The 21,449-nt window shown below is 74.2% G+C and carries 17 protein-coding genes and 1 pseudogene; 10 read left to right on the top strand and 8 right to left on the bottom strand.

The genetic code is table 11. From position 1 onward, the window contains the following. A pseudogene (locus AB0E14_RS35860) lies at window positions 1–557 on the bottom strand (hypothetical protein); the annotation flags it as partial. Between the two features lie 123 nt (window positions 558–680). On the opposite strand from AB0E14_RS35860, the gene AB0E14_RS35855 reads away from it, so the two are divergent. From AB0E14_RS35855 to AB0E14_RS35845, 3 genes are all read left to right on the top strand, one after another. Beyond that, window positions 681–1,292, top strand: a complete 612-nt coding sequence (locus AB0E14_RS35855) for a hypothetical protein (RefSeq protein WP_362428370.1) — start codon at window positions 681–683, stop codon at window positions 1,290–1,292. Window positions 1,293–1,404: 112 nt separating this feature from the next. Next, window positions 1,405–2,145 (top strand): 3-keto-5-aminohexanoate cleavage protein, encoded by a 741-nt coding sequence (locus AB0E14_RS35850; protein ID WP_362428376.1) that lies wholly within the window; start codon window positions 1,405–1,407, stop codon window positions 2,143–2,145. Window positions 2,146–2,240: 95 nt separating this feature from the next. Then, window positions 2,241–3,311 (top strand): RNA ligase (ATP), encoded by a 1,071-nt coding sequence (locus AB0E14_RS35845; RefSeq protein ID WP_362428367.1) that lies wholly within the window; start codon window positions 2,241–2,243, stop codon window positions 3,309–3,311. Between the two features lie 144 nt (window positions 3,312–3,455). Here the strand turns inward: AB0E14_RS35845 and soxR are convergent, their stop codons facing one another. After that, window positions 3,456–3,920: a redox-sensitive transcriptional activator SoxR gene (soxR, locus tag AB0E14_RS35840; protein WP_362428364.1), complete on the bottom strand. Its 465-nt coding sequence runs from the start codon at window positions 3,918–3,920 to the stop codon at window positions 3,456–3,458. Window positions 3,921–4,030: 110 nt separating this feature from the next. Here soxR and AB0E14_RS35835 point away from each other — a divergent pair, with 110 nt between their 5' ends. Beyond that, window positions 4,031–4,492, top strand: coding sequence for a MaoC family dehydratase (locus AB0E14_RS35835; protein WP_362428361.1), 462 nt, complete (start codon window positions 4,031–4,033; stop codon window positions 4,490–4,492). Here AB0E14_RS35835 and AB0E14_RS35830 read toward each other — a convergent pair. The 3 genes from AB0E14_RS35830 to AB0E14_RS35820 all read right to left on the bottom strand — a co-directional run bounded on the left by AB0E14_RS35830 (window position 4,483) and on the right by AB0E14_RS35820 (window position 6,722). Further along, complete coding sequence (locus tag AB0E14_RS35830) at window positions 4,483–5,118, bottom strand: TetR/AcrR family transcriptional regulator (protein ID WP_362428358.1); 636 nt, start codon at window positions 5,116–5,118, stop codon at window positions 4,483–4,485. The genes AB0E14_RS35835 and AB0E14_RS35830 overlap by 10 nt on opposite strands. A gap of 94 nt (window positions 5,119–5,212) precedes the next feature. After that, the gene (locus tag AB0E14_RS35825) at window positions 5,213–5,500 is read right to left on the bottom strand and encodes a YiaA/YiaB family inner membrane protein (protein ID WP_362004302.1); all 288 of its coding nucleotides are present in this window, start codon (window positions 5,498–5,500) and stop codon (window positions 5,213–5,215) included. Window positions 5,501–5,570: 70 nt separating this feature from the next. Continuing rightward, on the bottom strand, window positions 5,571–6,722 hold the full coding sequence (locus AB0E14_RS35820; protein WP_362428353.1) for an acyl-CoA dehydrogenase family protein: 1,152 nt from the start codon (window positions 6,720–6,722) through the stop codon (window positions 5,571–5,573). Between the two features lie 108 nt (window positions 6,723–6,830). Between AB0E14_RS35820 and AB0E14_RS35815 the strand changes: the two genes are divergently transcribed. Genes AB0E14_RS35815 through AB0E14_RS35805 form a run of 3 tightly spaced genes read left to right on the top strand, consistent with a single transcriptional unit; the run spans window position 6,831 to window position 9,254 of the window. Continuing rightward, window positions 6,831–7,514: a TetR/AcrR family transcriptional regulator gene (locus AB0E14_RS35815; protein WP_362428350.1), complete on the top strand. Its 684-nt coding sequence runs from the start codon at window positions 6,831–6,833 to the stop codon at window positions 7,512–7,514. 18 nt (window positions 7,515–7,532) lie between these two features. After that, entirely contained in the window at window positions 7,533–8,231 is a 699-nt protein-coding gene (locus AB0E14_RS35810) for a winged helix-turn-helix domain-containing protein (RefSeq protein WP_362428347.1), read from the top strand. A gap of 48 nt (window positions 8,232–8,279) precedes the next feature. Further along, window positions 8,280–9,254: a DMT family transporter gene (locus AB0E14_RS35805; RefSeq protein ID WP_362428344.1), complete on the top strand. Its 975-nt coding sequence runs from the start codon at window positions 8,280–8,282 to the stop codon at window positions 9,252–9,254. A gap of 1 nt (window position 9,255) precedes the next feature. Here AB0E14_RS35805 and AB0E14_RS35800 read toward each other — a convergent pair whose 3' ends face one another. The 3 genes from AB0E14_RS35800 to AB0E14_RS35790 form a co-directional block, all read right to left on the bottom strand. Beyond that, window positions 9,256–10,335 (bottom strand): zinc-binding dehydrogenase, encoded by a 1,080-nt coding sequence (locus AB0E14_RS35800; RefSeq protein WP_362428373.1) that lies wholly within the window; start codon window positions 10,333–10,335, stop codon window positions 9,256–9,258. A gap of 95 nt (window positions 10,336–10,430) precedes the next feature. Beyond that, on the bottom strand, window positions 10,431–11,822 hold the full coding sequence (locus AB0E14_RS35795; RefSeq protein WP_362428341.1) for an aldehyde dehydrogenase family protein: 1,392 nt from the start codon (window positions 11,820–11,822) through the stop codon (window positions 10,431–10,433). A 110-nt stretch (window positions 11,823–11,932) separates the two neighbouring features. Continuing rightward, window positions 11,933–12,406, bottom strand: a complete 474-nt coding sequence (locus AB0E14_RS35790) for a DUF3574 domain-containing protein (RefSeq protein ID WP_362428338.1) — start codon at window positions 12,404–12,406, stop codon at window positions 11,933–11,935. 222 nt (window positions 12,407–12,628) lie between these two features. On the opposite strand from AB0E14_RS35790, the gene AB0E14_RS35785 reads away from it, so the two are divergent. The 3 genes from AB0E14_RS35785 to AB0E14_RS35775 all read left to right on the top strand — a co-directional run. Next, window positions 12,629–15,166 carry a S8 family serine peptidase gene (locus tag AB0E14_RS35785; RefSeq protein WP_362428335.1) on the top strand — a complete coding sequence of 846 codons (2,538 nt, stop codon included), beginning with the start codon at window positions 12,629–12,631 and terminating at the stop codon, window positions 15,164–15,166. After that, window positions 15,163–18,093 carry a VCBS repeat-containing protein gene (locus AB0E14_RS35780; protein ID WP_362428332.1) on the top strand — a complete coding sequence of 977 codons (2,931 nt, stop codon included), beginning with the start codon at window positions 15,163–15,165 and terminating at the stop codon, window positions 18,091–18,093. Before AB0E14_RS35785 ends, AB0E14_RS35780 begins: the two co-directional genes overlap by 4 nt. A 54-nt stretch (window positions 18,094–18,147) precedes the next feature. Next, window positions 18,148–21,449, top strand: a 3,302-nt coding sequence (locus AB0E14_RS35775; protein ID WP_362428329.1) for an AAA family ATPase, incomplete at its 3' end; no start/stop codon positions are given.

Here is a 21,449-nt window from a genome sequence, read left to right as displayed (position 1 = left end):
CAGCGGGTGGGCGCGGGCCGACCGCCGTCGGCGAGGAGCGCGCCGAGCAGGAGGGGCGGGACGTGCGAGTTGGCCGCGAGGCTCACCCGGACCACCACATGGGAGTGGCGGGCGAGTTCTCCGGCGAGGTCGGCGGGCAGCTCGGGAACGCCCGCGGCCCGCTCGGCGACGGTCGGGTCGGGGTCGCGCGCGAGAGCGGCCAGGACGTCGGGCGGGAGGCCCTCGACGTCGTCGACGAGTTCGGCGCGGACCTCCGGGTCCGGGTGGGCGGCCAGCTCGCGTACCGCCGACTCCGGCGCCGTGCCGGCCCGGGCGGCGGCGAGCAGAAGGTCGGGGGTGTCGCGCGGGACCTCGGCCCAGGGGACCCTGGCGCGCGCGACGAGGGTCCAGAGGTCCACGTCGTCGTACGCGCGCAGGCTGCGCGCCTGGTCCTCGGTGAGGTCGTCGCGGCAGGTCAGGTCGTAACGGACGTCCTCGTCACCGGTCCTCGCGAGGTGGGCGAAGAGGTGATCGGGGAGGGCGGGACTGGTTGCGAGTCCCGCCTTCACGTCGTGCATCAACGTCCCCCCGTGCGCCTCTGATGGGCCCCATCGATTTTTCGATGGAACACGAAGGGCCGGTCGTTCGTCCATTCCATAACGTCCTTGACGCCGAAGTACCAGCGACGGAGGTGCGGAGCAATGGCGGGTTTCCGGAGTCTTGCGAGACAGGTGCGCGACACCGGCAGTGACACGGCGCTGCGGAGGTACTCCCTGCGCAAGTGCCTGGAGCGGTTCGCGCCGTACGGGCACCGCGCGACCTGGGACCATCTGTGCCATCGGCACAGGTTCGGGCCCGAGGACCGGGAGCTCGATCCGGGGCGGCTGGTGGCCGCGCTGGAGGAGCTGGAGGAGGCGCGGGCGGTATGGCTCGCGTACGAGAAGGAGTTCGCGGCGCGGCGACGGCGCGAGAAGCACGACGGGCTGCGCCGACCGGGCGCGCTCGACGACTGGCACCGGCGGACCTGGGGCGGCAACGGGGTGGCCCGCTGCGACGACCCGGCGGTCCATCCCTCGGAGCCGCTGGCGGAGGTGCTGCGGCGGCTGATCGCCGCACTCGAGTCCGGGCCCGGGGAGCGGTGCCCGGTGTGCGCGGGGGACCGTATCGAGTGGCGGCCGGATCTGGCCGACGAGCCGTGGTTCGGCCCCGTGTGCGGGGAGTGCGGGGTGGTCGTACCCCGTGCGGTGCTGACGGCCGGGGCGCTGACGCGGGCCCGGAGCGGGGCGATGCCCCGGCTGGCCTCCGTCGCCTGAGGAACGGCGCGTGACCGGGAACGACGAACGTGTGTGACGAGCAACGGGGCAACGGGGGCACGGGGGACCACGGGGGCACGGGGACCACGGGGGACCGTGGAGGGGGAGCATGGTGATCCAGGTCTGTCTCAACGGGACGCGGGGGCCCGGGGATTCGGCCGCGGTGCCGATGTCGCCGGGTGCGATGGCGGAGGAGGCCGCGCGGGCGGTCGCGGCGGGCGCGGTGGACGTCCATGTGCACCCCAGGACGCCGTGCGGGAGCCACTCGCTGTCGCCGCGGGTCCTGGCGGAGACCCTGACGGCGATCCGGGACGCCGTCGACGTCCCGGTGGGCGTCACGACGGGCGCCTGGGCCGAGCCCGATCCCGTCCGGCGGGTGGAACGGGTCCGCGCCTGGACGGTCCTGCCCGACCACGCGTCCGTGAACTGGCACGAGCCGGGCGCGGAGGAACTCGCGGCGGCGCTCCTCGGACGGGGCGTGGGCGTGGAGGCGGGGCTGTGGTCCGGTACGGAAGGGCCCGCGCGGTTCCTCGCCTCGCCGCTGGCGCCCCGGGTGCTGCGGATCCTGGCGGAGGTGACCGACCCCGTCGCCGCGACCGCCGAGTCCACGGCCCTCGCGCTGCTCGCGACACTGGCCGGCTCCCCCGAGGGGCCGCCGGTCCTTCTGCACGGCGAGGACGGCGGCGCGTGGCCGGTGCTGCGGCTGGCGCGCCGCCTCGGCCTGGACACACGGATCGGGCTGGAGGACACGCTGCTGCTGCCCGACGGCAGTCCCGCCGCGTCCAACGCCCAGCTCGTGGCGGCCGCCCTCGGCCCGGACGGTCTGACCGGCCCGGCCGGCCTGACCTGTTGAGAGGCCGGCGGTGCGGAATTCGGTGGCCCGGGTCCGTTCGATTACCGCAGAGTGTGCTGCGACGAGAACACCAACCGAGTCTCCGGAGCACTGACATGTCGACGCTGCGCGTCACCGCCGAAACACTGGCCGTCCACGCCCACCCGAACGCGGACGCGCTGGAGCTCGCCCAAGTGGGCCTCTACCGCGCCGTCGTGGCGAAGGGCGCGTACCGCAGTGGCGATGTCGCCGTCTACATTCCGGAGCAGGCCGTGCTGCCGACGGCGCTCATCGAAGAACTCGGGCTGACCGGGCGGCTCGCCGGGAAGGCCTCCGACCGCGTCAAGGCGGTGCGGCTGCGCGGCGAGGTGTCGCAGGGTCTCATGTGCCGCCCGAAGGCACTGGCGGACGTGGACCTGGTCGCGGCCGCCGCCGAGGGGACCGACTTCGCCGAGCTGCTCGGGATCACGAAGTGGGTGCCGCCGATCCCGCCGACGATGAGCGGGGACGTGGAGGTCGCGCCCGATCTGCTGCCGTGGGTCGACATCGAGAACCTCCAGCGCTATCCAGGCGTCTTCGAGCCCGGTGAGCCGGTGGTCCTGACGGAGAAGCTGCACGGTTCGGCCTGTCTCGCCACGTACTTCGCGGAGGACGGACGGGTCCAGGTCTCCTCGAAGGGCTTCGGCGCCAAGGGCCTCGCTCTCCAGGAGGACCCGCGGAACCTGTACTGGCGGGCCGTCCTCGGCCACGGCGTCCCCGAGGTCGCGGCGCGGCTCGCCGCCCGCCTGGGCGCGAGCCGGGTCGGGCTGTTCGGCGAGGTGTACGGGGCCGGGGTGCAGGACCTCGGGTACGGCGCGAACGCCCGCGGCGAGCAGGTCGGTTACGCGGTCTTCGACGTGTCGGCCGAGATCGACGGCCAGGTGCGGTGGCTGGACCCGGCCGAGGTCCTGGAGGACGGCGAACTGCCTCTCGTACCACGGCTGTTCACCGGTCCGTACGACCCGGAGACGGTGCTCGCGCTGGCGAGCGGCCGGGAGACCGTGTCCGGGCGGGAGCTGCACCTGCGCGAGGGGGTCGTGGTCCGCCCGGTCACCGAGCGGTACAGCCCGGTCCTCGGCGGCCGTGCGATCGCCAAGGCGGTCAGCCCTGCCTACCTGACCCGCAAGGGCGGCACCGAGTACGAGTGACCGGCCCGAGCCGATGAGACCGAGGGGCCCGCCCACGGGGGTGGCGGGCCCCTCTTCGTCGTTCCGAGGAGTCCCGGCGAGTCCCGGCGAGCCCGACGAGTCCCGAGGCATCCCGGGGAGGCCCCGGGGCGTCCCGGCGGCGGCTCACGCCTTGCGGCGCTCCGCCATCAGGCGCGAGCCGGTGATCTGCTCGCCGATCACGTCGTCGGGGTTGGACAGCACGCAGTTCTGCAGGGACAGGCACCCGCAGCCGATGCAGTCGCTGAGATGGTCCCGCAGCCTGCCGAGTTGCTTGATCCGCTCGTCCAGCTCGGTACGCCACGCCGCCGAGAGCTGCGCCCAGTCCTCGTTGGTGGGCGTGCGCTCCTCGGGGAGTTCGGCGAGGGCGGTACGGATGGTCGCGAGCGGGATGCCGACGCGCTGCGCGGCCCGGATGAAGGCGACGCGGCGGAGGGTGTCACGGCTGTAGCGGCGCTGGTTGCCGCTCGTGCGGCGGCTGCCGATCAGGCCCTTGGTCTCGTAGAAGTGCAGGGCCGACACCGCGGCGCCGCTTCGGGCCGACAGCTGACCGACGGTGAGTTCATGAATCTTCTCGGGAATCTGGGGCACCCCTCGAACCCTACTGTCCGTTGACAGCGGGCCCCCTACCCCACATGCTGAGCAAGCGCTTAGAAACACCGTACGCAGGAGTCACAGGTTCACGAAGGGACGAGGGAAACATGGCTGAGCCGAGGATCTTCACCTCCGCCGAGGAGCTGCGTGCCGCCGTCGGCGAGCAGCTGGGACACAGCGAGTGGCTGGAGATCGAGCAGAAGCGGATCGACCAGTTCGCCGACGCGACCGGTGATCACCAGTGGATCCACGTGGACCCGGAGCGGGCGGCCGACGGGCCGTTCGGGAAGACCATCGCGCACGGCTACCTCACGCTCTCGCTCCTGCCGACCCTCGTCCCCCAGATCATGCGCGTCGAGGGCATGAAGATGGGCCTCAACTACGGCACCGACAAGGTCCGTTTCCCCGCCCCCGTGCCCGTCGGCTCCCGGCTGCGCGCCGGGGCCGTCCTGACCGAGGTGAGGGAGGCCGGCGGCGGGGTGCAGGTGACCGCGACCGTGACCGTGGAGCGCGAGGGCGGCGACAAGCCGGTCTGCGTCGCCGAGTCGGTCTCGCGCTACTACTTCTGAGCGCCGACCATCCGCAGCACGAGGTCGGCGTAGAGCGCGCCGACCTCGTCCGGCGTACGGCGGCCCTGGGCGTTGAACCAGCGCGAGACGTCGATGCAGAGGGAGAGGACCGCGACGGTCGTGCCCGCCACGTCCGGCACGTCGAACTCCCCGGCCGCCACGCCCTCGTTGATGATCCGGCGCACGGTCGCGTCGGACTCCCGGCGCAGCGCCACGATCTCGGTGCGGTGCTCGGGGCCGAGGGCGTCGAGCTCGTACTGGACGACCCGCGCGGTGGTGTGCCGCTCGGCGTGCCAGCGCACGAAGGACCGTACGGCGTCGGCGAGCCGCTCGCCCGCCGTGCCCTCGCCGTCGGCGGCGGCCCGGAGGATCTCCAGGGCCTTGTCGTGGCCGATGCGGCTGATCCGGTGGAGCAGCTCTTCCTTGGTCTTGTAGTGGATGTAGAGCGCGGCCGGGCTCATCCCTGCGCGGCCGGCGATGTCCCGGGTCGTGGTGGCGTGGTAGCCGCGCTCGGCGAACGCCTCGACGGCCGCGACGAGCAGCCGCCGGGCCGCCTCGGGCGTGACCTCGCCCCACGGCGCGTCCTCGCCGCCGGGCGTCTCCTCCGCCGCGTCCGCCGCGCTCATCGCTCGCCCTCTTCTCAGCCGGTCGTCAGGACGAACACCATACAACGAAGCTGAGCAAGCGCTTAGAGGTCGACGCCCTCGGAGCCGGCGAGGCTCACAGCTTCTGGAACGGGTCGTGCTCGGCGAGGAGCTTCTCCAGGCGGGCCTGGTCGACGCGGCTGACGATCTGGCCCGCCTCCTGGCGGTCGCGGACGACCTTGGCGAGCGTGAAGGCGGAGGTCGTGAGGTAGAGGACGGCGATGGCCAGGAAGGACCGCACCCAGGCGTCCGCCTCCAGGTTGAAGATGCCGATGCCCACGGCCGCGAGCGCGAGCCCGAAGGAGATGACCGCCTGCATGTAGTAGGCCGCCGTGTTCTGCTGCTTGACCGGTGTGTCGCTCATGGACCCAGCATCGGCGGATGTGGCGCGGGCCACATCCGTCCGGATACTCAGGCCGCGCGGCGCGCCGTACTCAGAAGGCCGACACTCCCGTCAGCGCGCGCCCGATGATCAGCTTCTGGATCTGGCTGGTGCCCTCGTACAGCGTCATCACCCGTGCGTCGCGCAGCAGTTTGCCGACCGGGTACTCGTCGATGTAGCCGTAGCCGCCGAAGACCTGGAGGGCGTTGTTCGCCGCGCGCACGGCGGCCTCGGAGGCGTACAGCTTGGCCTTGGACGCGGCGGTGGCGAAGTCCTGGCCCCGGTCGATCAGGTCGGCGACCCGCCAGGTGAGCAGCCGGGCGGCGTCCACGTCGACGGCGATGTCGCTGATCAGCTCCTGAACCAGCTGGTACGAGGCGATGGGCTTGCCGAACTGCTCCCGTTCCCCCGCGTAGCGCACGGCCGCGTCGAGGGCCGCCTGCGCGATGCCGACGCAGCCGGCCGCGACCGACATCCGCCCCTTGGCGAGGGCGGACATGGCGACGGAGAAACCCTTGCCCTCGGGGCCGAGCATCGCGGAGGCGGGGACGCGCACGTCCTCCAGGACCAGTTCGGCCGTCGCCTGGCCGCGCAGGCCGAGCTTGCCGTGGATCGTGCGGCGGGTGAGGCCGGGGGTGTCGGTGGGGACGAGAAACGCGGAGACGCCCTTGTGGCCGGGGGCGTCTCCGGTGCGGGCGAAGAGCAGGACCACGTCGGCCCACGTGCCGTTGGTGATGAACATCTTCGAGCCGTTGACGACGTACGCGCCCCCGTCCCGCACCGCCCTGGTGGCGAGGTTGCCGGCGTCGGAGCCGGTGCCGGGCTCGGTGAGACCGAAGCAGCCGAGGGCCTCTCCGGAGGCGAGCCGGGGCAGCCAGGTCCGCTTCTGCTCCTCGTCGCCCCAGGCGGCGACGGTCTTGGCGACGAGGCCGAGCGAGACGGAGACGATGCCGCGCACGGAGGAGTCGCCGCGGCCCAGTTCCTCGGTGACCAGGCAGTAGGAGAGGTGGTCGCCGCCGGAGCCGCCGTACTCCTCCGGGAGCGTCAGGCCGAGGAAGCCGACGGCTCCGAGCTTCTTCACGATCGAGCGGTCCACGCTCTCGGCCCGGTCCCAGGCGACGGCGTGCGGGGTGACCTCGCGGGCGACGAAGTCCTCGGCGAGCCGCCGCACGGCTTCCTGTTCCTCGCTGAGCTCCAGGTTCACGACGCCACCGACCTTCGGGAATAGGACTGGGAGGGACTGCGGAAGAGGCTGCGGAGCGACTTTAACTACCACCGCTAGTTTCTGTCGCGCAGGCCTACTATGTGCGCCATGGCCCGACCGCGCAAGCCCCTCCTGAGCAGAGACCGCATCGTCGAGACGGCGAGCGCGCTCGTGGACGCCGAGGGCCTCGCGGCGCTCTCGACGCGGCGGCTCGCGGCCGAACTCGGGGTGAGCGGGCCGTCCCTCTACAACCACTTCCGGACCAAGGACGAGATCCTGGACGCGGTCGCCGACGCGGTCAGCGCCAAGGTCGACCTGTCGATGTTCGACGAGGGCGACGGCCGCGACTGGCGTACGGCCCTCCACGACTGGGCGGCCTCCTATCGCGCCGCCCTCGCCGACCACCCGAACATCGTCCCGGTCCTCGCCCAGGGCCCCGGCCGCCGCCCGGCGGGTCTGCGGGTCGCCGACGCCGTCTTCGGCGCGATGGTCAGGGCCGGCTGGCCCCCGGCGCAGGCGACGTACATCGGCGCCCTGATGCGCTACTTCGTCACCGGCTCGGCCCTGGGCTCCTTCGCGCGCGGCTTCGTCGACGACGAGACGGCCTACGACCCGGCCGACTACCCCCACCTCGGACAGGCCCACCTGCTCGCGGAACACCGCCAGAAGGTCGACGACGGCGCCTTCGACACGGGCCTGCGGGCGCTCCTCGACGGGCTGGCCCTGCAGTACGAGGCGGGGCCGGCGGGAGTGACCCGCGGGAAGGACGGTTCGGCCGTCGCCGAACCGTAGCCGCGCGATCCTGGACGCATGGCATCCAAAGACCTGGCCGCGCTCGCCGCGCTCTTCGCCGACGAGACCCGTGCCGCCTTCGTGCTCGCGCTGCTCGACGGACGTGCCTGGACCGCCGGGGAGTTGGCGCGGCACGCGCGCGTGGCGCCGTCGACCGCCAGTGAACACCTCGGCAAGCTCGTCGCGGGCGGGGTGCTCGCCGAGGAGCGGCAGGGGCGGCACCGGTACGTCCGGCTCGCCGACCCGGGGATCGCGCAGCTCGTGGAGGACCTCGCCGCGCGGTCCGGGCCCGCGCTCGCCGCACCGCCGCCGACGACGCTGGGCGCGGCGGGGGCGGGGCGGGCGATGGCCCGGGGCCGGACCTGCTACGACCATCTCGCCGGGAGGCTCGGGGTCACGATCACCGAGGCCATGACCGCACGCGGACTGCTGCGCCAGGACACCGGCTTCGCCCTCACCGACCGGGGCGTGGAGTGGTTCGCGGAGCGTGGCGTCCCGCTGGCGCCCCGGGGGCGCCGGCCGATCGCGCGCGGCTGTCTCGACTGGACCGAACGCACGCCGCACCTCGCGGGCATCGCCGGTGCCACGCTCTGCGCCCACGCCCTGGACAGCGGCTGGTGCGTACGGATCGGCTCGCAGCGCGCCGTGCGGGTGACCCCCGCCGGGGAGCGCGCCCTCCAGGACGCGTTGGGCATCGACCCGGCGATGCTGCGGTGAGCGGATATTGCGGTGAGCGCCGAAGGGTCCGGGGCCTACGGTCGCTCCATGACCGACTCCCCCGCCACCTCCGCCGCCCCTCCCTCCGCCGCTCCCGCGCCCCACGCCACCTCTCGCCTGGCCCTCGCCGCGGCCGGTGTCACCGTCGTCCTGTGGGCCTCCGCCTTCGTCTCGATCCGCAGCGCCGGAGCGGCCTACTCCCCCGGCGCGCTCGCCCTCGGCCGGCTCCTGTCCGGAGCCCTGGTCCTCGGCCTGGTCCTGCTGGTCCGGCGGGAGGGCCTGCCGCCCCGCGCCGCGTGGCCGGGGATCGCGGTCTCCGGGGTCCTGTGGTTCGGCGCGTACATGGTGGCGCTCAACTGGGGTGAGCAGGAGGTCGACGCGGGCACGGCCGCGATGGTCGTGAACATCGGGCCGATCCTGATCGCCCTGCTCGGCGCCCGGTTCCTCGGCGAGAAGCTGCCGCCCCGGCTGGTCGCGGGCATGGCGGTGTCCTTCGCGGGCGCGGTGGCCGTGGGTCTTTCCATGTCGGGCGAGGGGCACGCCTCCGTGCTGGGCGTCGTGCTCTGCCTGGTGGCGGCGGTCGCGTACGCGGGTGGCGTCGTCGCCCAGAAGCCCGCCCTGGCGCACGGCAGCGCCCTGCAGGTCACGACCTTCGGCTGTCTCGTGGGCGCGGTGGCCTGTCTGCCCTTCGCCGGGCAGCTGGTGGAGGAGGCGGCCCGGGCGCCGCTCCCGGCGACCCTGAACATGGTGTACCTCGGGGTGTTCCCGACCGCCCTCGCCTTCACCACCTGGGCCTACGCCCTGGCCCGTACGACCGCGGGCCGGATGGGCGCGACGACCTACGCCGTACCGGCGCTCGTGGTCCTCATGGCATGGCTGTTCCTCGGAGAGCTGCCCGGGCTGCTCACCCTCGCGGGCGGTGCGCTGTGCCTGGCCGGAGTGGCGGTCTCACGCTCCCGGCCGAGGCCCTCGCAGAGGACCGCGGCCGGGAACGCGGAGGTCGACGGGCACCGCCGGAAGTGACCTAGAAGACCACCAGCGCCCGGCCGCCCTTGCCCGCGAGCATGTTGTCGAAGGCGCCCGGGATGCCGTCCAGGGTGATGCGTTCGGTGACCAGCGCGCCCAGGTCGAGGCGCCCGGCCCGGATGTGCTCGGCGAGGACCGGCAGGTCCTCGGCCGGGTCGGAGTTCCCGTACACGCAGCCGGACAGCGTCCTGCCCCAGTGGAAGAGCTCCAGGGCGTGGAAGGTGACCTGCTGGTCCTTGCCGCCGATGCCGACGACCGTGGTGCGGCCGCCGCGGCGGGTGGAGTCCCAGGCGGTACGGATGGTGGCGGCGCGCCCGACGCACTCGACGGCCACGTCGGCGCCGTGGCCGCCGGTCAGCTTCCTGACCTCCTTGGCGGTGGTCTCGGAGGCGACGACGTACTCGGTCGCGCCGGCCGCCCGCGCGAGGGCCTCCTTCTCGGGCGAGACGTCGACCGCGACGATCGTCGAGGCGCCCGCGATCCGCGCGGCCTGGAGGGTGGCGAGACCGACGCCGCCGACGCCGTAGACGACGACCGTTTCGCCCTGCCGGACCCGCGCCGAGTGGTGGATCGCGCCCCAGCCGGTGAGCACCGCGCAGCCGAGCAGGGCCGCGTCGGTGAGCGGGACGCCGTCCGGCACGGGCAGGACGCAGTTGGCCGCGACGACGGTCTCCTCCGCGAAGGCGGCCACGTTGAGCCCGGGGTGGAGCTCGGTGCCGTCCTCGGTGGTGGCGTGGACGTTCCCCGCTCCGGTCAGCGCGTCGGCGCAGAGCCAGACCTCGCCGAGCGAGCACGGGTGGCAGGCGCCGCAGGACGGCGCCCAGTTGAGGACCACGCCGTCGCCGGGCGCGACATGCGTGACGCCCTCGCCGACGGCGACGACCGTTCCTGCCCCCTCGTGGCCGAGGACGGCGGGCACGGGCACCCGCATGGTGCCGTTGGAGAGGGAGAGGTCGGAGTGACAGACCCCGGCGGCGGCGAGGCGGACCCGGACCTGGCCGGGGCCTGGCTCGGGCAGCCGTATCCCGGCGATCTCCAGCGGAGAGCCGACGGCGGGCAGGAAGGCGGCGCGGACCACGCTCATGACGCGTCTTGCTCCTCAGGTCCAGAAGACAGGGGGAAGGGGAAGCGAGTGGGAAGGGTCGGAACCGGGACAGCCGGTACCGGAGAGGCTCAGAACTGCAGGGACTTGGTCTGGAGGTACTCGGCGAGGCCGTGCGCCCCGAGCTCGCGCCCCACGCCCGACTGCTTGTAGCCGCCGAACGGGGCCAGCGGGTTGAAGCGGCCGCCGTTGATGTCGACCTGGCCGGTGTCCATACGGCGGGCGAAGGCGACGGCCGCCTCCTGCTCGCCCCAGACGGCGCCCCCGAGCCCGTACACGGTCCCGTTGGCGATGGCGAGGGCGTCGTCCTCGTCCTCGTACCGCAGGATCGCGACGACCGGGCCGAAGATCTCCTCCTGGGCGATGGTCATGTCCGGGGTGACGTCGGCGAAGACCGTCGGGGAGACGTAGTAGCCGGTCTCGCGCGGGGCCTCGGGGCCGCCCGCGACGATCCTGGCGCCCTCCTCGATCCCCTTCTCGATGTAGCCGCGCACCCGCTCCCGCTGCTTGGCGTTGACGAGCGGGCCGACGCGCTCGCCGGGGACGTACTTGGCGACGGCCTCGGCGGCCAGCGCCACCGCCTCGTCGTACTGGTCGCGGTGGACCAGCATCCGGGTCCAGGCGCTGCACGTCTGGCCCGAGTTGGTCATGACGTTGGCGATGCCGACGGCCACGGCCTTGCCGAGATCGGCGCTCGGCAGGATCACGTTGGCGGACTTGCCGCCGAGCTCCAGCGCGACCCGCTTGACCGCGCCGCCCGCGAGCGCGCCGATCCGGCGGCCCACGGCGGTCGAGCCGGTGAAGGAGACGAGGTCGACGTCCGGGTGCTCGGCGAGGGCCTGCCCGGCGACCGGACCGAGGCCGGTGACCAGGTTGAAGACACCGGCCGGGATCCCCGCGCCGTGCACCGCCTCGGCGAAGAGCTGGGCGGTCAGCGGGGTGTCCTCGGCGGGCTTGAGGACGACCGTGCAGCCGGCCGCGAGGGCCGGGGCGACCTTGGCGACGATCTGGTGGAGCGGGTAGTTCCACGGGGTGATGGCGGCGACGACACCGACCGGCTCCGCGTAGACGGTGGAGTTGCCGACCTTCTCCTCGAAGGGGTGGACGGCGGCCAGTTCGGCGTACGTGCCGGCCACGGCGATCGGCAGGCCCGCGTGGACGGCGGCGGCGAGCTGCGGCGGTGCGCCGAGCTCGGCGGTGACCGTGGCGGCGATCTCCTCGGCGCGGGCCGCGAGCCCGTCGCGAAGCGCGCCGATCAGCTTGGCGCGCTCGGCCGGCGGGGTGGCGGCCCAGCCGGGGAAGGCCGCGCGGGCGGCCCGTACGGCGGTGTCGACGTCCTCGGCGTTGCCGGCCGGCACATGGGCGATGACCTGCTCGTCGGCCGGATCGACGACCGGGACGGTCTCCGGGGACGCGGCGGGCCGCCACTCCCCGCCGATGTACATCGCGTCGTGGCTCCGCATCCGCTGCTCCTTCGTTCCTCGGACTTCGCTCGTTCCTCGGACTTCGCTGTCGTCGTCCCGCACCAAACTAGCGCTGTTAGTTTTTTAGCGCCAGAGCCGCCCTCCCCCGGTCAGAAGTCGGCCCGGGTCGGCTCGTCGAGCCGGGCCACCGACTCCTGCCCGAAGGCCTTGCGGTACGCCTCCCTGATCTCCTCGATCCGCGGATCGTGCACCCGCGCCTCCGCGGCCGGGTACAGCAGGATCAGCTCGTACGAACGCTCCCGCTCGATGGTCCCGGTCGCGTCGCGCCACTGTCCACGTCCGTTCTGGACAGTCAGTCCGGCCGGAAAGCGAGGGGTCACCCGGGCGTCGACGAAGGCCATGAACTGCTCGTCCGTGACGGCCGGGCCGCCGTCGGGACGCTCGGTCCCGAAGAAGAGCCGGGTCTCGACATAGGCCTTCCCGCGCGCCTGCGCGGTGGTGGCGGCGCGCGGGGGCGCGTCCGCGCCGAGCGTGGCGTACGCGGTGGGCGCGCCGGCGGCGACCAGGAGTCCGGCGACGGCGATGGCGAGACGGGTACGAGGGGTCGGCGGGCGCAGCGGCATGTGCGTGTCCTTGTCGTTCGGGGCGCGGGCCCCGCGGAATCGGGCGCTGGAGGAGATCCCAGGCCCCGATCCGGAGATCTGAGCCTCAGTAATTCCCCAGTAACGGACCAGTTCTAGCGTCCCGGCCGAGCCCGCCCCGCCACCGCCGCGCCCCATCACCCGGGAAGCGCGGGGAGGCGGGGCGCCGGCTTCCCCCGTACCAGCGATGGAGGAGCCACCCACATGCATCGCAGTTCCACCGTCTGGGCCGCGGTCGCCGTCACGGCAGCGGCCCTGCTCGGCGCGCCGTCCGCGGCGGCCGCCCCCACCCCCTGGCGGACCGCCGCGTCCCCCGGCCCCGCCGCCGAGGTCGACCCGGGCGTGACGGCCACGGTCGACTCCGGCCGGGACGCCACCTTCTTCGTCGTCCTCGCCGACCGCGCCGACCTCTCCGGCGCGCGGAAGGAGCGCGGGCACGCGAGGAAGGCGGCCGCCGCGTTCGCGTCGCTGCGCACCGAAGCCGCCCGCAGCCAGTCCTCGCTGACCCGCTATCTGGACCGCGCGAAGGTCGGGTACGAGGCGTACTGGATCGCCAACGCCGTGAAGGTGACGGGCGACAAGGACCTCGTCGAGACGCTCGCCGCCCGCCCCGACGTGGCGTCCATCCGCCAGGAGCGGCACTACGCGCTCGACACCGTCGCCCAGGGCGCCGTCGGCGCCGAGGCGGCCGTGACCGCGGAGTGGGGCGTCAAGGACATCGAGGCCGACCAGGTCTGGGAGCGGTACGACAACCGCGGCGAGGGCATCGTCGTCGCGAACATCGACTCCGGCGTGCAGTACGACCACCCGGCCCTGAAGGGCAACTACCGGGGCAACCTCGGGAACGGCACCTTCAGCCACGACTACAACTGGTTCGACCCGACCGGCCAGTGCGCGGGCGGCACGCCCTGCGACAACAACGGGCACGGCACCCACACCATGGGCACGATCGCGGGATCGGGCGGTGTCGGCGTCGCCCCGGGCACGACGTGGATCGCCGCCAAGGGCTGCGAGGCCCGCAGCTGTTCCGACTCCTCGCTGCTCAAGTCCGGCCAGTGGATCCTCGCGCCGACGGACCGCAACGGCGAGAACCCGCGCCCCGATCTCGCCCCGGACATCGTCAACAACTCCTGGGGCGGTGGGAACACCACCTTCTACCAGGACATCATCGAGTCCTGGAACGCCGCCGGCATCTTCGAGGCCTTCGCCGCCGGCAACGCGGGCAACGGCACCACCTGTTCGACCACGGAGGCCCCCGGCGCCCAGGCCCCGGCCTACGGCGTCGGCGCCTACGACGTGAACGGAAGGATCGCGTCCTTCTCCGGCTTCGGACCGTCCCTGGTCGACGGCTCGATGAAGCCGAACATCTCCGCCCCCGGCGTCGACGTCCGCTCCGCCTGGCCGGGCAACTCCTACCGCGCCATCTCCGGTACGTCGATGGCCACCCCGCACGTCGCGGGCGCCGTCGCGCTGCTCTGGTCCTCGGCGCCCTCCCTCATCGGGAACATCGACGCCACCCGGGCCGCCCTGAACACGACCGCGCGCGACGTCGACGACACCCACTGCGGCGGCACCGCCGGCGCCAACAACGTCTGGGGCGAGGGCAAGCTGGACATCCTCGCCGCCGTCGACCGGGCCCCGCACACCGCGGCAACCGTCACCGGCACGGTCACCGACCGCGCGACCGGCACCCCGCTCGCCGGCGTCACCCTCACCGCCCGTGCCGGGGAAGCCCAGCGTTCGATGACCACCGACGCCTCCGGCACGTACCGGCTCACCCTGGCGGCGGGCACCTACACCCTCACCGCCACCGGCTACGGCTACCGGCCCGCCACCGAGGAGAACCTGACCCTCACCACCGGCCAGAGCCTGGGCCACGATCTCGCCCTGGACGCCGTACCGGCGCACGCCGTCTCCGGCACGGTCCTCGACGTCACCGGCAAGCCCCTGAAGGGCGCCACCGTCCGCTTCACCGACGCGCCTCTCACACCGGTCGTGACCGACGCCGCCGGAGCGTTCCGCTTCCCGGCGGTCGCCGAGGGCACCTTCAGCCTCACCGCGACCCCGGCCGCACCCGTCCTGTGCAACGGCACGCACACGGCCGCCCTGACCGTGGACGGCGCCGAGAGCGTGACCGCCGCGCTGCCCGCCCGCAGCGACGCGTACGGCAACAGCTGCCGGCCCGCCGCGTACTCCTGGGTCGACGGGAAGACCAAGGTGGCCCTCTCGGGCGACGAGAACGCGAAGACGATCGCCCTGCCCTTCCCGGTCTCCTTCTACGGCGTCCCGTACAGCCAGGCGAGCGTCACCACCAACGGTCTGGTCAACTTCCTCGCCCCGCGCCTCGGGGACTACGCCAACACCGCGCTGCCGTCGCCGGGCCAGCCGAACGGCATCCTCGCCGCGTACTGGGACGACCTCACCATCGACGCCAAGTCCGCGGTGAAGACCGCCACCAGCGGCACGGCCGGCCAGCGACGGTTCGCGATCGTCTGGGAGAACGCTGCCTTCGTCGCCGACCCAGGCCGGCGGATCACCTTCGAGGCGGTCTTCGAGGAGGCGACCGGCGCGATCGTCCTCCAGTACCGCTCGATCGCGGCCGGCTCGGCCCTGGAAGCCGGTGGTCAGGCGACCGTCGGCATGGAGAACCCGTCCGGCACCGACGCCCTGCCCTTCTCCTTCAACGAGTCCGTGATCGCCGACAGCTCCGCGATCCGCATCACCCCGAAGGCGGTCCGATGAATTCCGCGACGTCCCCGACCACCCGCTCCCGTTCCCTCTCCCGGCGGTCCGTGCGGCTCGCCTCCGCCCTGGTCGCGGCCGGTCTCGCGCTCACCGCGCTGCCCGCCACCACCGCGTACGCCGACGAGCCGGTCGCCCGGGTCCTGACCGACGCCCAGGCCGACGCGCTGGAGCAGCGCGCCGTGGAAGCGGCGGAGCCCCAGCGGGAGACTCCTGAGGCCGCCTCCGCGGAAGGCCTGCGGGCCGCCACGGCGGACGCGGGCGCGACGGCGGACGCGGACGCCACGGCGGACTCGGACGCCGGGGTCGCCGGGGGTGTCTCCCTCACCGCCGGCTCCGCGCTCGAGACCTACCGCGGACAGGCCGAGACCGCGCAACTCGGCGGCGGACAGGGCGACTTCCTCACCCTGCACAGCCTCGGCACGGTCACCCGGCTCACGTCCTCGGGCCGCACGGTCTGGAAGCGGGACAACGCCTCCCTCTACACCGACTGGCAGGTCAAGAACATCCGCCCCTGGCAGACCGAGCCCGTCCCGGTGCGGATCACCCTCGGGTACCACGCGAACGGTCCGTTCGCGGACATGGCCGATCGCGGCTGGGCGCAGGGGGACCTGACGGGCGACGGCGTGGCGGAGGTCGTCTTCACCGCGGACGTGGGCAACAGCCCGTACCGTCCCTTCACCTCGCCCGGTTCGCCGCTGACCACGGGCACCTTCGTGACCGTCCTCGACGGCCGGACGGGGGCCACGGTCTGGAGCCGCCTCTTCGCCGACGCCCAGCAGGTCGCCCTGGTGGGCGGCACCCTTCTGGTCGCCGACCAGCCCTCGACCAACCCGAACGCGGACAAGGCGGCCACCGCCGCCCTGCACGCCTTCCGCTTCGGGTACGCGGAGGGGAGGCTGACGCCGACCGGGACATGGACGTACGAGACGGGCCGGCGCGACGGGCGGTGGTCCTCGGTCACCGCGCTGTCGGGTGGTGCGGTGGCCGTGTCCTGGCACGTGCGCAAGACGCCCACTGCGCCCGCCGAGAGCCACACGCTGGCTCTGAACACGGCCGACGGGTCGGTGCGGTGGCGCACCGACGGCGGGCTGTACGGCCGCGAGGCGGTGCTCGACGCCTCCCGTGACCGGCTGGTGGCCCTGGAGCAGTCCGACTACCGCGACGGACTGCGGTACGAGGTGGCCGCGTACGCCCTCGCCGACGGCACGCGGACGGTCCTGGACGAGCGGATCAACGCCGTCGGCACCGAACTGGCGGTCGGTGAACTCCGGGACGGCGGCGGCGTCGAGTACGCGGTCGCCGAGGCCACCCTCGACGAGAACCTGTTCATCAACGCGGCCACCGTGCGCGGTCTGCGCGGCTCGGACGCGACCGAGCTGTGGTCGCACACGGTCAAGCGCGGCGCGGACAACGTCCAGGACGGCGATTCCGCGCTGGGTCTCGAGATCGCGGACGGCTCGGTGCTCGCCTCCTACGTCACGACCGAGGACAAGGAGACCGCCGCCAATCCGGGCGGCACCCGCTACGGCACGTTGACCGCGCTCGTCGGCCGGGACGGTGGCGTCCGGTGGTCGAAGCAGGGTGCGGTGGCGTCGCCGCTGTACTCCCAGCCGTACCGCCAGGGCGACGACTGGCTGGTGCGGACGGTCGACAACGAGCAGAACATCCGCTCGTACCGGCTCGGCAACGGGCGCGCGAGCGGGCTCACTCCGCTCCTCGCCGACCTGTCCACGGGCATCGCCGCGGACGTGAACGGCGACGGGAAGAAGGACGTGGTGGCGGCCGGCCAGTCGCGGGGGTTGTGGGCGTTCGACGGCCCCTCCCTCGCGTCCGGGCAGCCCCGGGTGCTCTGGCAGGCCACGCTGCCCGGGTCGGTGGCCGGGGACATCGCGATCGGTGACACGGACGGCGACGGGCGCGAGGACGACCTGGTGGTCGCGGCCGACACGGCGGCGGTGATCGTGGACGCCCGGACGGGCGCGGTCCGCGAGGAGATCGACGGGCGGGGGCAGTTCGTGCGCTCGGTGACGGTCGCCGACCTCGACGGGGACAGGGACGACGAGGTGCTGGTACCCACGGACGCGGTGCGGGCGTACAGCGGTGGCGGGCGGCTCCTCTGGTCCTACGCCCCTGAGGGCGCGGGTCCGGTCGTCTTCTCGGACCTCGCGGTGGCGGACGGCCGGGTGCTGGGCTCGTACCAGACCCCGGGCTCGCTCGGCACCGGAGGCACGGTCGACGGCATGGCGCTGGAGGGCCGGACGGGCCGCCTCGCCTGGACCGCCGACCCGACCTGGACCGGCGACGCCGACACCCGGATCTACGCGGCGCAGCTCTACCACGGGGTGTACGCCTCGCCCCGCATCCCGTACGCCGACGGGCACGCGGTGGTGCACTCCTGGCTGGTGAGGAAGGGCAAGGACCTGACGACGCTCGTCGAGTTCCGGGACGTGCGGACGGGCGAGGTCGTCCGCACGGCCACGGCCGGCGGGGCCTGGACGCTCGGCAACTGGTTCACCGGAGACGAGGGCCTCGTCCTCACGGGCACCGCGTCCTTCCGCACCTTCAGCGCGGACGGCGGTGAGCACTCCGTCTTCACCCTGCCGCCCGTGCACCGGGGCGCGTTCGCGACCGGGCCCGGCGGGCGGCGGCTGCTGGTCGCCGGGGCGGAGGGCTCGACGTACGTCTGGGACCCGGCGGTGCTGACGGGAGGCGTCAACTACCCGAACCACCTGGCGACTCTGTACCGGCACTCCCAGCAGAACCTGATCGTGGCGGACCTGACCGGTGACGGCGTCGACGAGATCGTCGGCATGGTCAAGGACGACACCGGCTTCGACCGGACGATCGAGCTGTCCGGCGGCCGCTACCTGCTGTCGGACAACAACCTGCATGGGATGGTGACGGGTGTTCTGACCGCTTCGTGACGAGCGGAAGCGCTCGCTCCGGCCCTGGGGGCGCCCACTAGAGTGGGCGCCCTCATGGGCGATGACATATCAGCGGACGCGCCCCCGTCGCTGCGAGTGCGTCTGCTCGGCGGGTTCCGCGTCGACCGGGACGGCGGGCCGCCGCTGGCCGAGCGGTGGCCGCGCCCGAGCGCCCGGACGCTGGTGAAGCTCCTCGCCGTCGCGCCGGGCCACCGGCTCCACCGCGAGCAGGCCATGGAGATCTGCTGGCCGGACGCGGATCCCCAGGCGGCGCTCGGCAGTCTCCGGGTCGCGCTGCACGCGGCCCGCCGCGCGCTGGAGCCCGAACTGCCGCCCCGAACCGCTTCCTCCTATCTGACCGGGGAGGGCTCCCTGCTGTGGCTGGATCCGCGGACGGTACGGATCGACGCCGACGAGGCCGAGGCGCTGGCGGAGACGGCCTTGGCCGCGGGCGACCGGGCCGCCCTGGCCGCGGCCCTCGACGCGTTCACGGGCGAGCTGCTCCCGGAGGATCGTTACGCCCCCTGGGCCGAGGCGCGCCGGGCCCGCCTGTCGGACCTGCGCGAGCGCGCGCTGCTGGCCCTGGCGGAGGCCCATCTGACCGCGGGCGCACCCGAGGAGGCGGTGGCGGCGGCCGAGCGGGTGCTGGCCTCGTCCCCGGCGGAGGAGAGTGCGCACCGGCTCCTCATCGGGGCGTACCTCCGGCAGGGGCTGCGGCGGCGTGCGGTGGCGCAGTACCACCTGTGCCGGGAGGCGCTGGATGCGGAATTCGGCGTGCGCCCCGGTGCGGAGACGGAGCGGCTGCACCGGGAGGCGCTCGCCGCGCCCGCACCGGCCTCCCGGACGGTGGGCCCCACGCTGCCCGACGTGGTGCGCCGCCCGCCCGCCTCGCCGCTGCGCGGCCGGGACGAGGTGCTGGCCGGGCTCCTCGCCCCGGCCGCACCGCCGGTACTGCTGGTCACCGGTGAGGCGGGCCTGGGCAAGACCCGCCTCGTCGGCGACGCGGCCCGCAGGGCGGCCGAGGAGGGGACGGCCGTCCTGTGGGGGGCGGGCCACGACGCGGAGGGGCACACGCCGTACGGTCCGTTCGCCGAGGCCCTGGACGGCTGGCTGGCGGACCGGCCGGCCGCCGAGCGGGCCCGAGCGGGCGCCGAGTATCCCGAACTGGCCGCGCTCCTGCCCTCCTTGGGCCGGGTGCGGCCGGTGTCGGGGCGCAGTCCCGAGGAGGAGCGGGACCGGCTGTTCCGGGCGGCTGCCGGGCTGCTCGGGGAACTGGCGGCCGAGCGGCCCGTGATGCTGGTGCTGGACGACCTCCACGCGGCGGACGCGGGCTCGTTCCAGCTCCTCAGCCATCTTGCGCGCCGGGCCCGCGAGACCGGAAGGGGTTGGCGATTCCTCGCCACCGTCCGCCCCGAGGAACTCCCGGCCACCGATGCCCGCCGCCACAGCCTCGACGCGCTGGCCCGCCAGACGCTCGCGGTCACGGTGGAGCTGCCCCGGCTGACCCGCGAGGCCTGCCTCGCCCTGACGGCCGACGTGCTCGGGGGCCCGGGGCCGGATCCCGAGGCGCGGGCGGACCGTGGTGCGGACGCCGGGGCGGACCCCGGTGCGGACGCCGGGGCCACCGGGCCCGTGACCGTACCGGAGCGCGTGTGGGAGCTGTCGCTCGGCAATCCGCTCTTCGCCCTGGAACTGGCCCGTGCGGTACGGGAGGGCGGCGACGGCCGGGCCGGTGCGCCCGAGACGGTACGGCAGTTGGTCGCCGAACGCCTCGGGCGACTCGGCGGCGCGGCCCGCCGGGTGGTCGAGGTGGTCGCCGTGGCCGGCCAGGACGCGGCGCTCGCGGAGGTCCTCGACGTGGCCCGGCGAAGCGGCCGTCCCCGGCTGTCGGCGGCGGAGGCGACCGAGGCGGTGGACGCCGCCGTCGCCGCGTCCGTGGTCGAGGAACGGGTCGTCGTCGCCGAGGGCAGGCCGGCCGCCGGGCTCGCCTTCCGGCACCCCCTGGTCCGGCTGACCTGCTACGAAGGGCTGTCCACGGCTCGCCGCAGGCTGCTGCACTCGGCGTACGCGGAGGCCGTCCTGCGTCGCAGGCCGGAGGCGGTGGACACGCTCGCCGCCCATCTGGCCCGGGCGGGCGACCCGCGCGCCACCGGCTATCTGCGGCAGGCGGCCGAGCGTGCCGCGGCCCTGTACGCCAACGACACCGCCGACCGCTACTACGCCGAACTCACCACGCGTCTGGACGCCCTGGCCGCGGAGTCGGCGCGGGCGAGGATCGACCGCAGCGCCGTGCTGCGCCGGATGGGCCGCTTCGAGGAGGCGGCGCGCCTCCTCACCGAGGCGCGCGCGGAGCTGCGGCGGCGCGGCGACCGGGACGGCGAGGTCCTGGCGACGGCCCGGCTGGCCGAGTTGATGACGAAGACCCGCAGCACCGATGAGGGGCTGCGGCTGCTCGACTCCTGCCCGCCCGGGCCCGGCACCCCGGCGGCGACGGCGAGCGCGCATCATCTGGCGCGCGCGGTGCTGTGCTTCGTCGCGGGGCGGTACGAGGACGGAGTGGCGGCGGCGCGGGCCGCCGAGGAGTCGGCGCACGAGGTGCGGACTCCGGAACGGCGCGCGCTGCTGGCGAGGGCGCTGGCGGCGCGGGCGACGTCACTCGGTCTCGCGGGCCGGTTCGGGGAGGCGGGTCCGGTCGCCGACGAGGCGCTGCCGCACGCCGAGGCGTACGGCGACGCCCAGTTGCTCGCGTCGGTCCTCTCGGTGCTGCGGGAGACCGCGCGCCGGGCGGGGCGGCTGCGGGAGGCGATCGCGACGGGTCGGCGAGCGCTCGACCTCGCGGAGCGCTCGGGCGATCCGACGGCGTCGGTCTTCGAGCGGGCCAATCTCGCCGAGCTGCATCTGCTGGTGGAGGAGACCGAAGAGGCGCGGGAGCTCGCGGAGACGGCGGTACGGGACGCGGAGCCGGGTGACGTGTGGTGCGCGCCGTACGCGCGCGTGGCGCTGGCGCGCGTACGGATGCGGACGGCGGAGCCGGGGGCGGTCGCGCTCCTCGACGCGGCCGAGCGCACGGCGCGGGCGCAGGGCGACCATCAGGCGCGGCAGGAGGTGCGTTCGGCGCGCGCCGAGTGGGCGATCCGGGAGGACGTGCCGGGCGAGGCGTTGGCCCTCCTGGAGGAGAGCCGGGAGCCAGGGACCGCGTATCTGACGGCCTGGGCCCACCTGGCGTGCGGCCGCGCCGAGGCGGCCCTCGCCGTGGCGGGCGCGGAGGTGGTGCGGGCGCAGCGGGCCGGGGAACGGCTCTGGGAGACCGAGGCGCGCGCCGCGCACGCCGCCGCCCTCGCGGCCCTCGGTCGCCC

Source organism: Streptomyces sp. NPDC047981, assembly GCF_040653315.1.
GTDB lineage: Bacteria > Actinomycetota > Actinomycetes > Streptomycetales > Streptomycetaceae > Streptomyces.
This window is presented reverse-complemented; position numbering and strand designations above follow the sequence as displayed.

What these genes read in the sequence shown, in the direction of transcription:
- AB0E14_RS35855 (WP_362428370.1), top strand. Translation starts at nt 681, where the DNA reads ATGGCGGGTTTCCGGAGTCTTGCGAGACAGGTGCGCGACACCGGCAGT.
- AB0E14_RS35845 (WP_362428367.1), top strand. Translation starts at nt 2,241, where the DNA reads ATGTCGACGCTGCGCGTCACCGCCGAAACACTGGCCGTCCACGCCCAC.
- AB0E14_RS35835 (WP_362428361.1), top strand. Translation starts at nt 4,031, where the DNA reads ATGGCTGAGCCGAGGATCTTCACCTCCGCCGAGGAGCTGCGTGCCGCC.
- AB0E14_RS35830 (WP_362428358.1), bottom strand. Translation starts at nt 5,118, where the DNA reads ATGAGCGCGGCGGACGCGGCGGAGGAGACGCCCGGCGGCGAGGACGCG.
- AB0E14_RS35825 (WP_362004302.1), bottom strand. Translation starts at nt 5,500, where the DNA reads ATGAGCGACACACCGGTCAAGCAGCAGAACACGGCGGCCTACTACATG.
- AB0E14_RS35815 (WP_362428350.1), top strand. Translation starts at nt 6,831, where the DNA reads ATGGCCCGACCGCGCAAGCCCCTCCTGAGCAGAGACCGCATCGTCGAG.
- AB0E14_RS35810 (WP_362428347.1), top strand. Translation starts at nt 7,533, where the DNA reads ATGGCATCCAAAGACCTGGCCGCGCTCGCCGCGCTCTTCGCCGACGAG.
- AB0E14_RS35805 (WP_362428344.1), top strand. Translation starts at nt 8,280, where the DNA reads ATGACCGACTCCCCCGCCACCTCCGCCGCCCCTCCCTCCGCCGCTCCC.
- AB0E14_RS35795 (WP_362428341.1), bottom strand. Translation starts at nt 11,822, where the DNA reads ATGCGGAGCCACGACGCGATGTACATCGGCGGGGAGTGGCGGCCCGCC.
- AB0E14_RS35790 (WP_362428338.1), bottom strand. Translation starts at nt 12,406, where the DNA reads ATGCCGCTGCGCCCGCCGACCCCTCGTACCCGTCTCGCCATCGCCGTC.
- AB0E14_RS35785 (WP_362428335.1), top strand. Translation starts at nt 12,629, where the DNA reads ATGCATCGCAGTTCCACCGTCTGGGCCGCGGTCGCCGTCACGGCAGCG.
- AB0E14_RS35780 (WP_362428332.1), top strand. Translation starts at nt 15,163, where the DNA reads ATGAATTCCGCGACGTCCCCGACCACCCGCTCCCGTTCCCTCTCCCGG.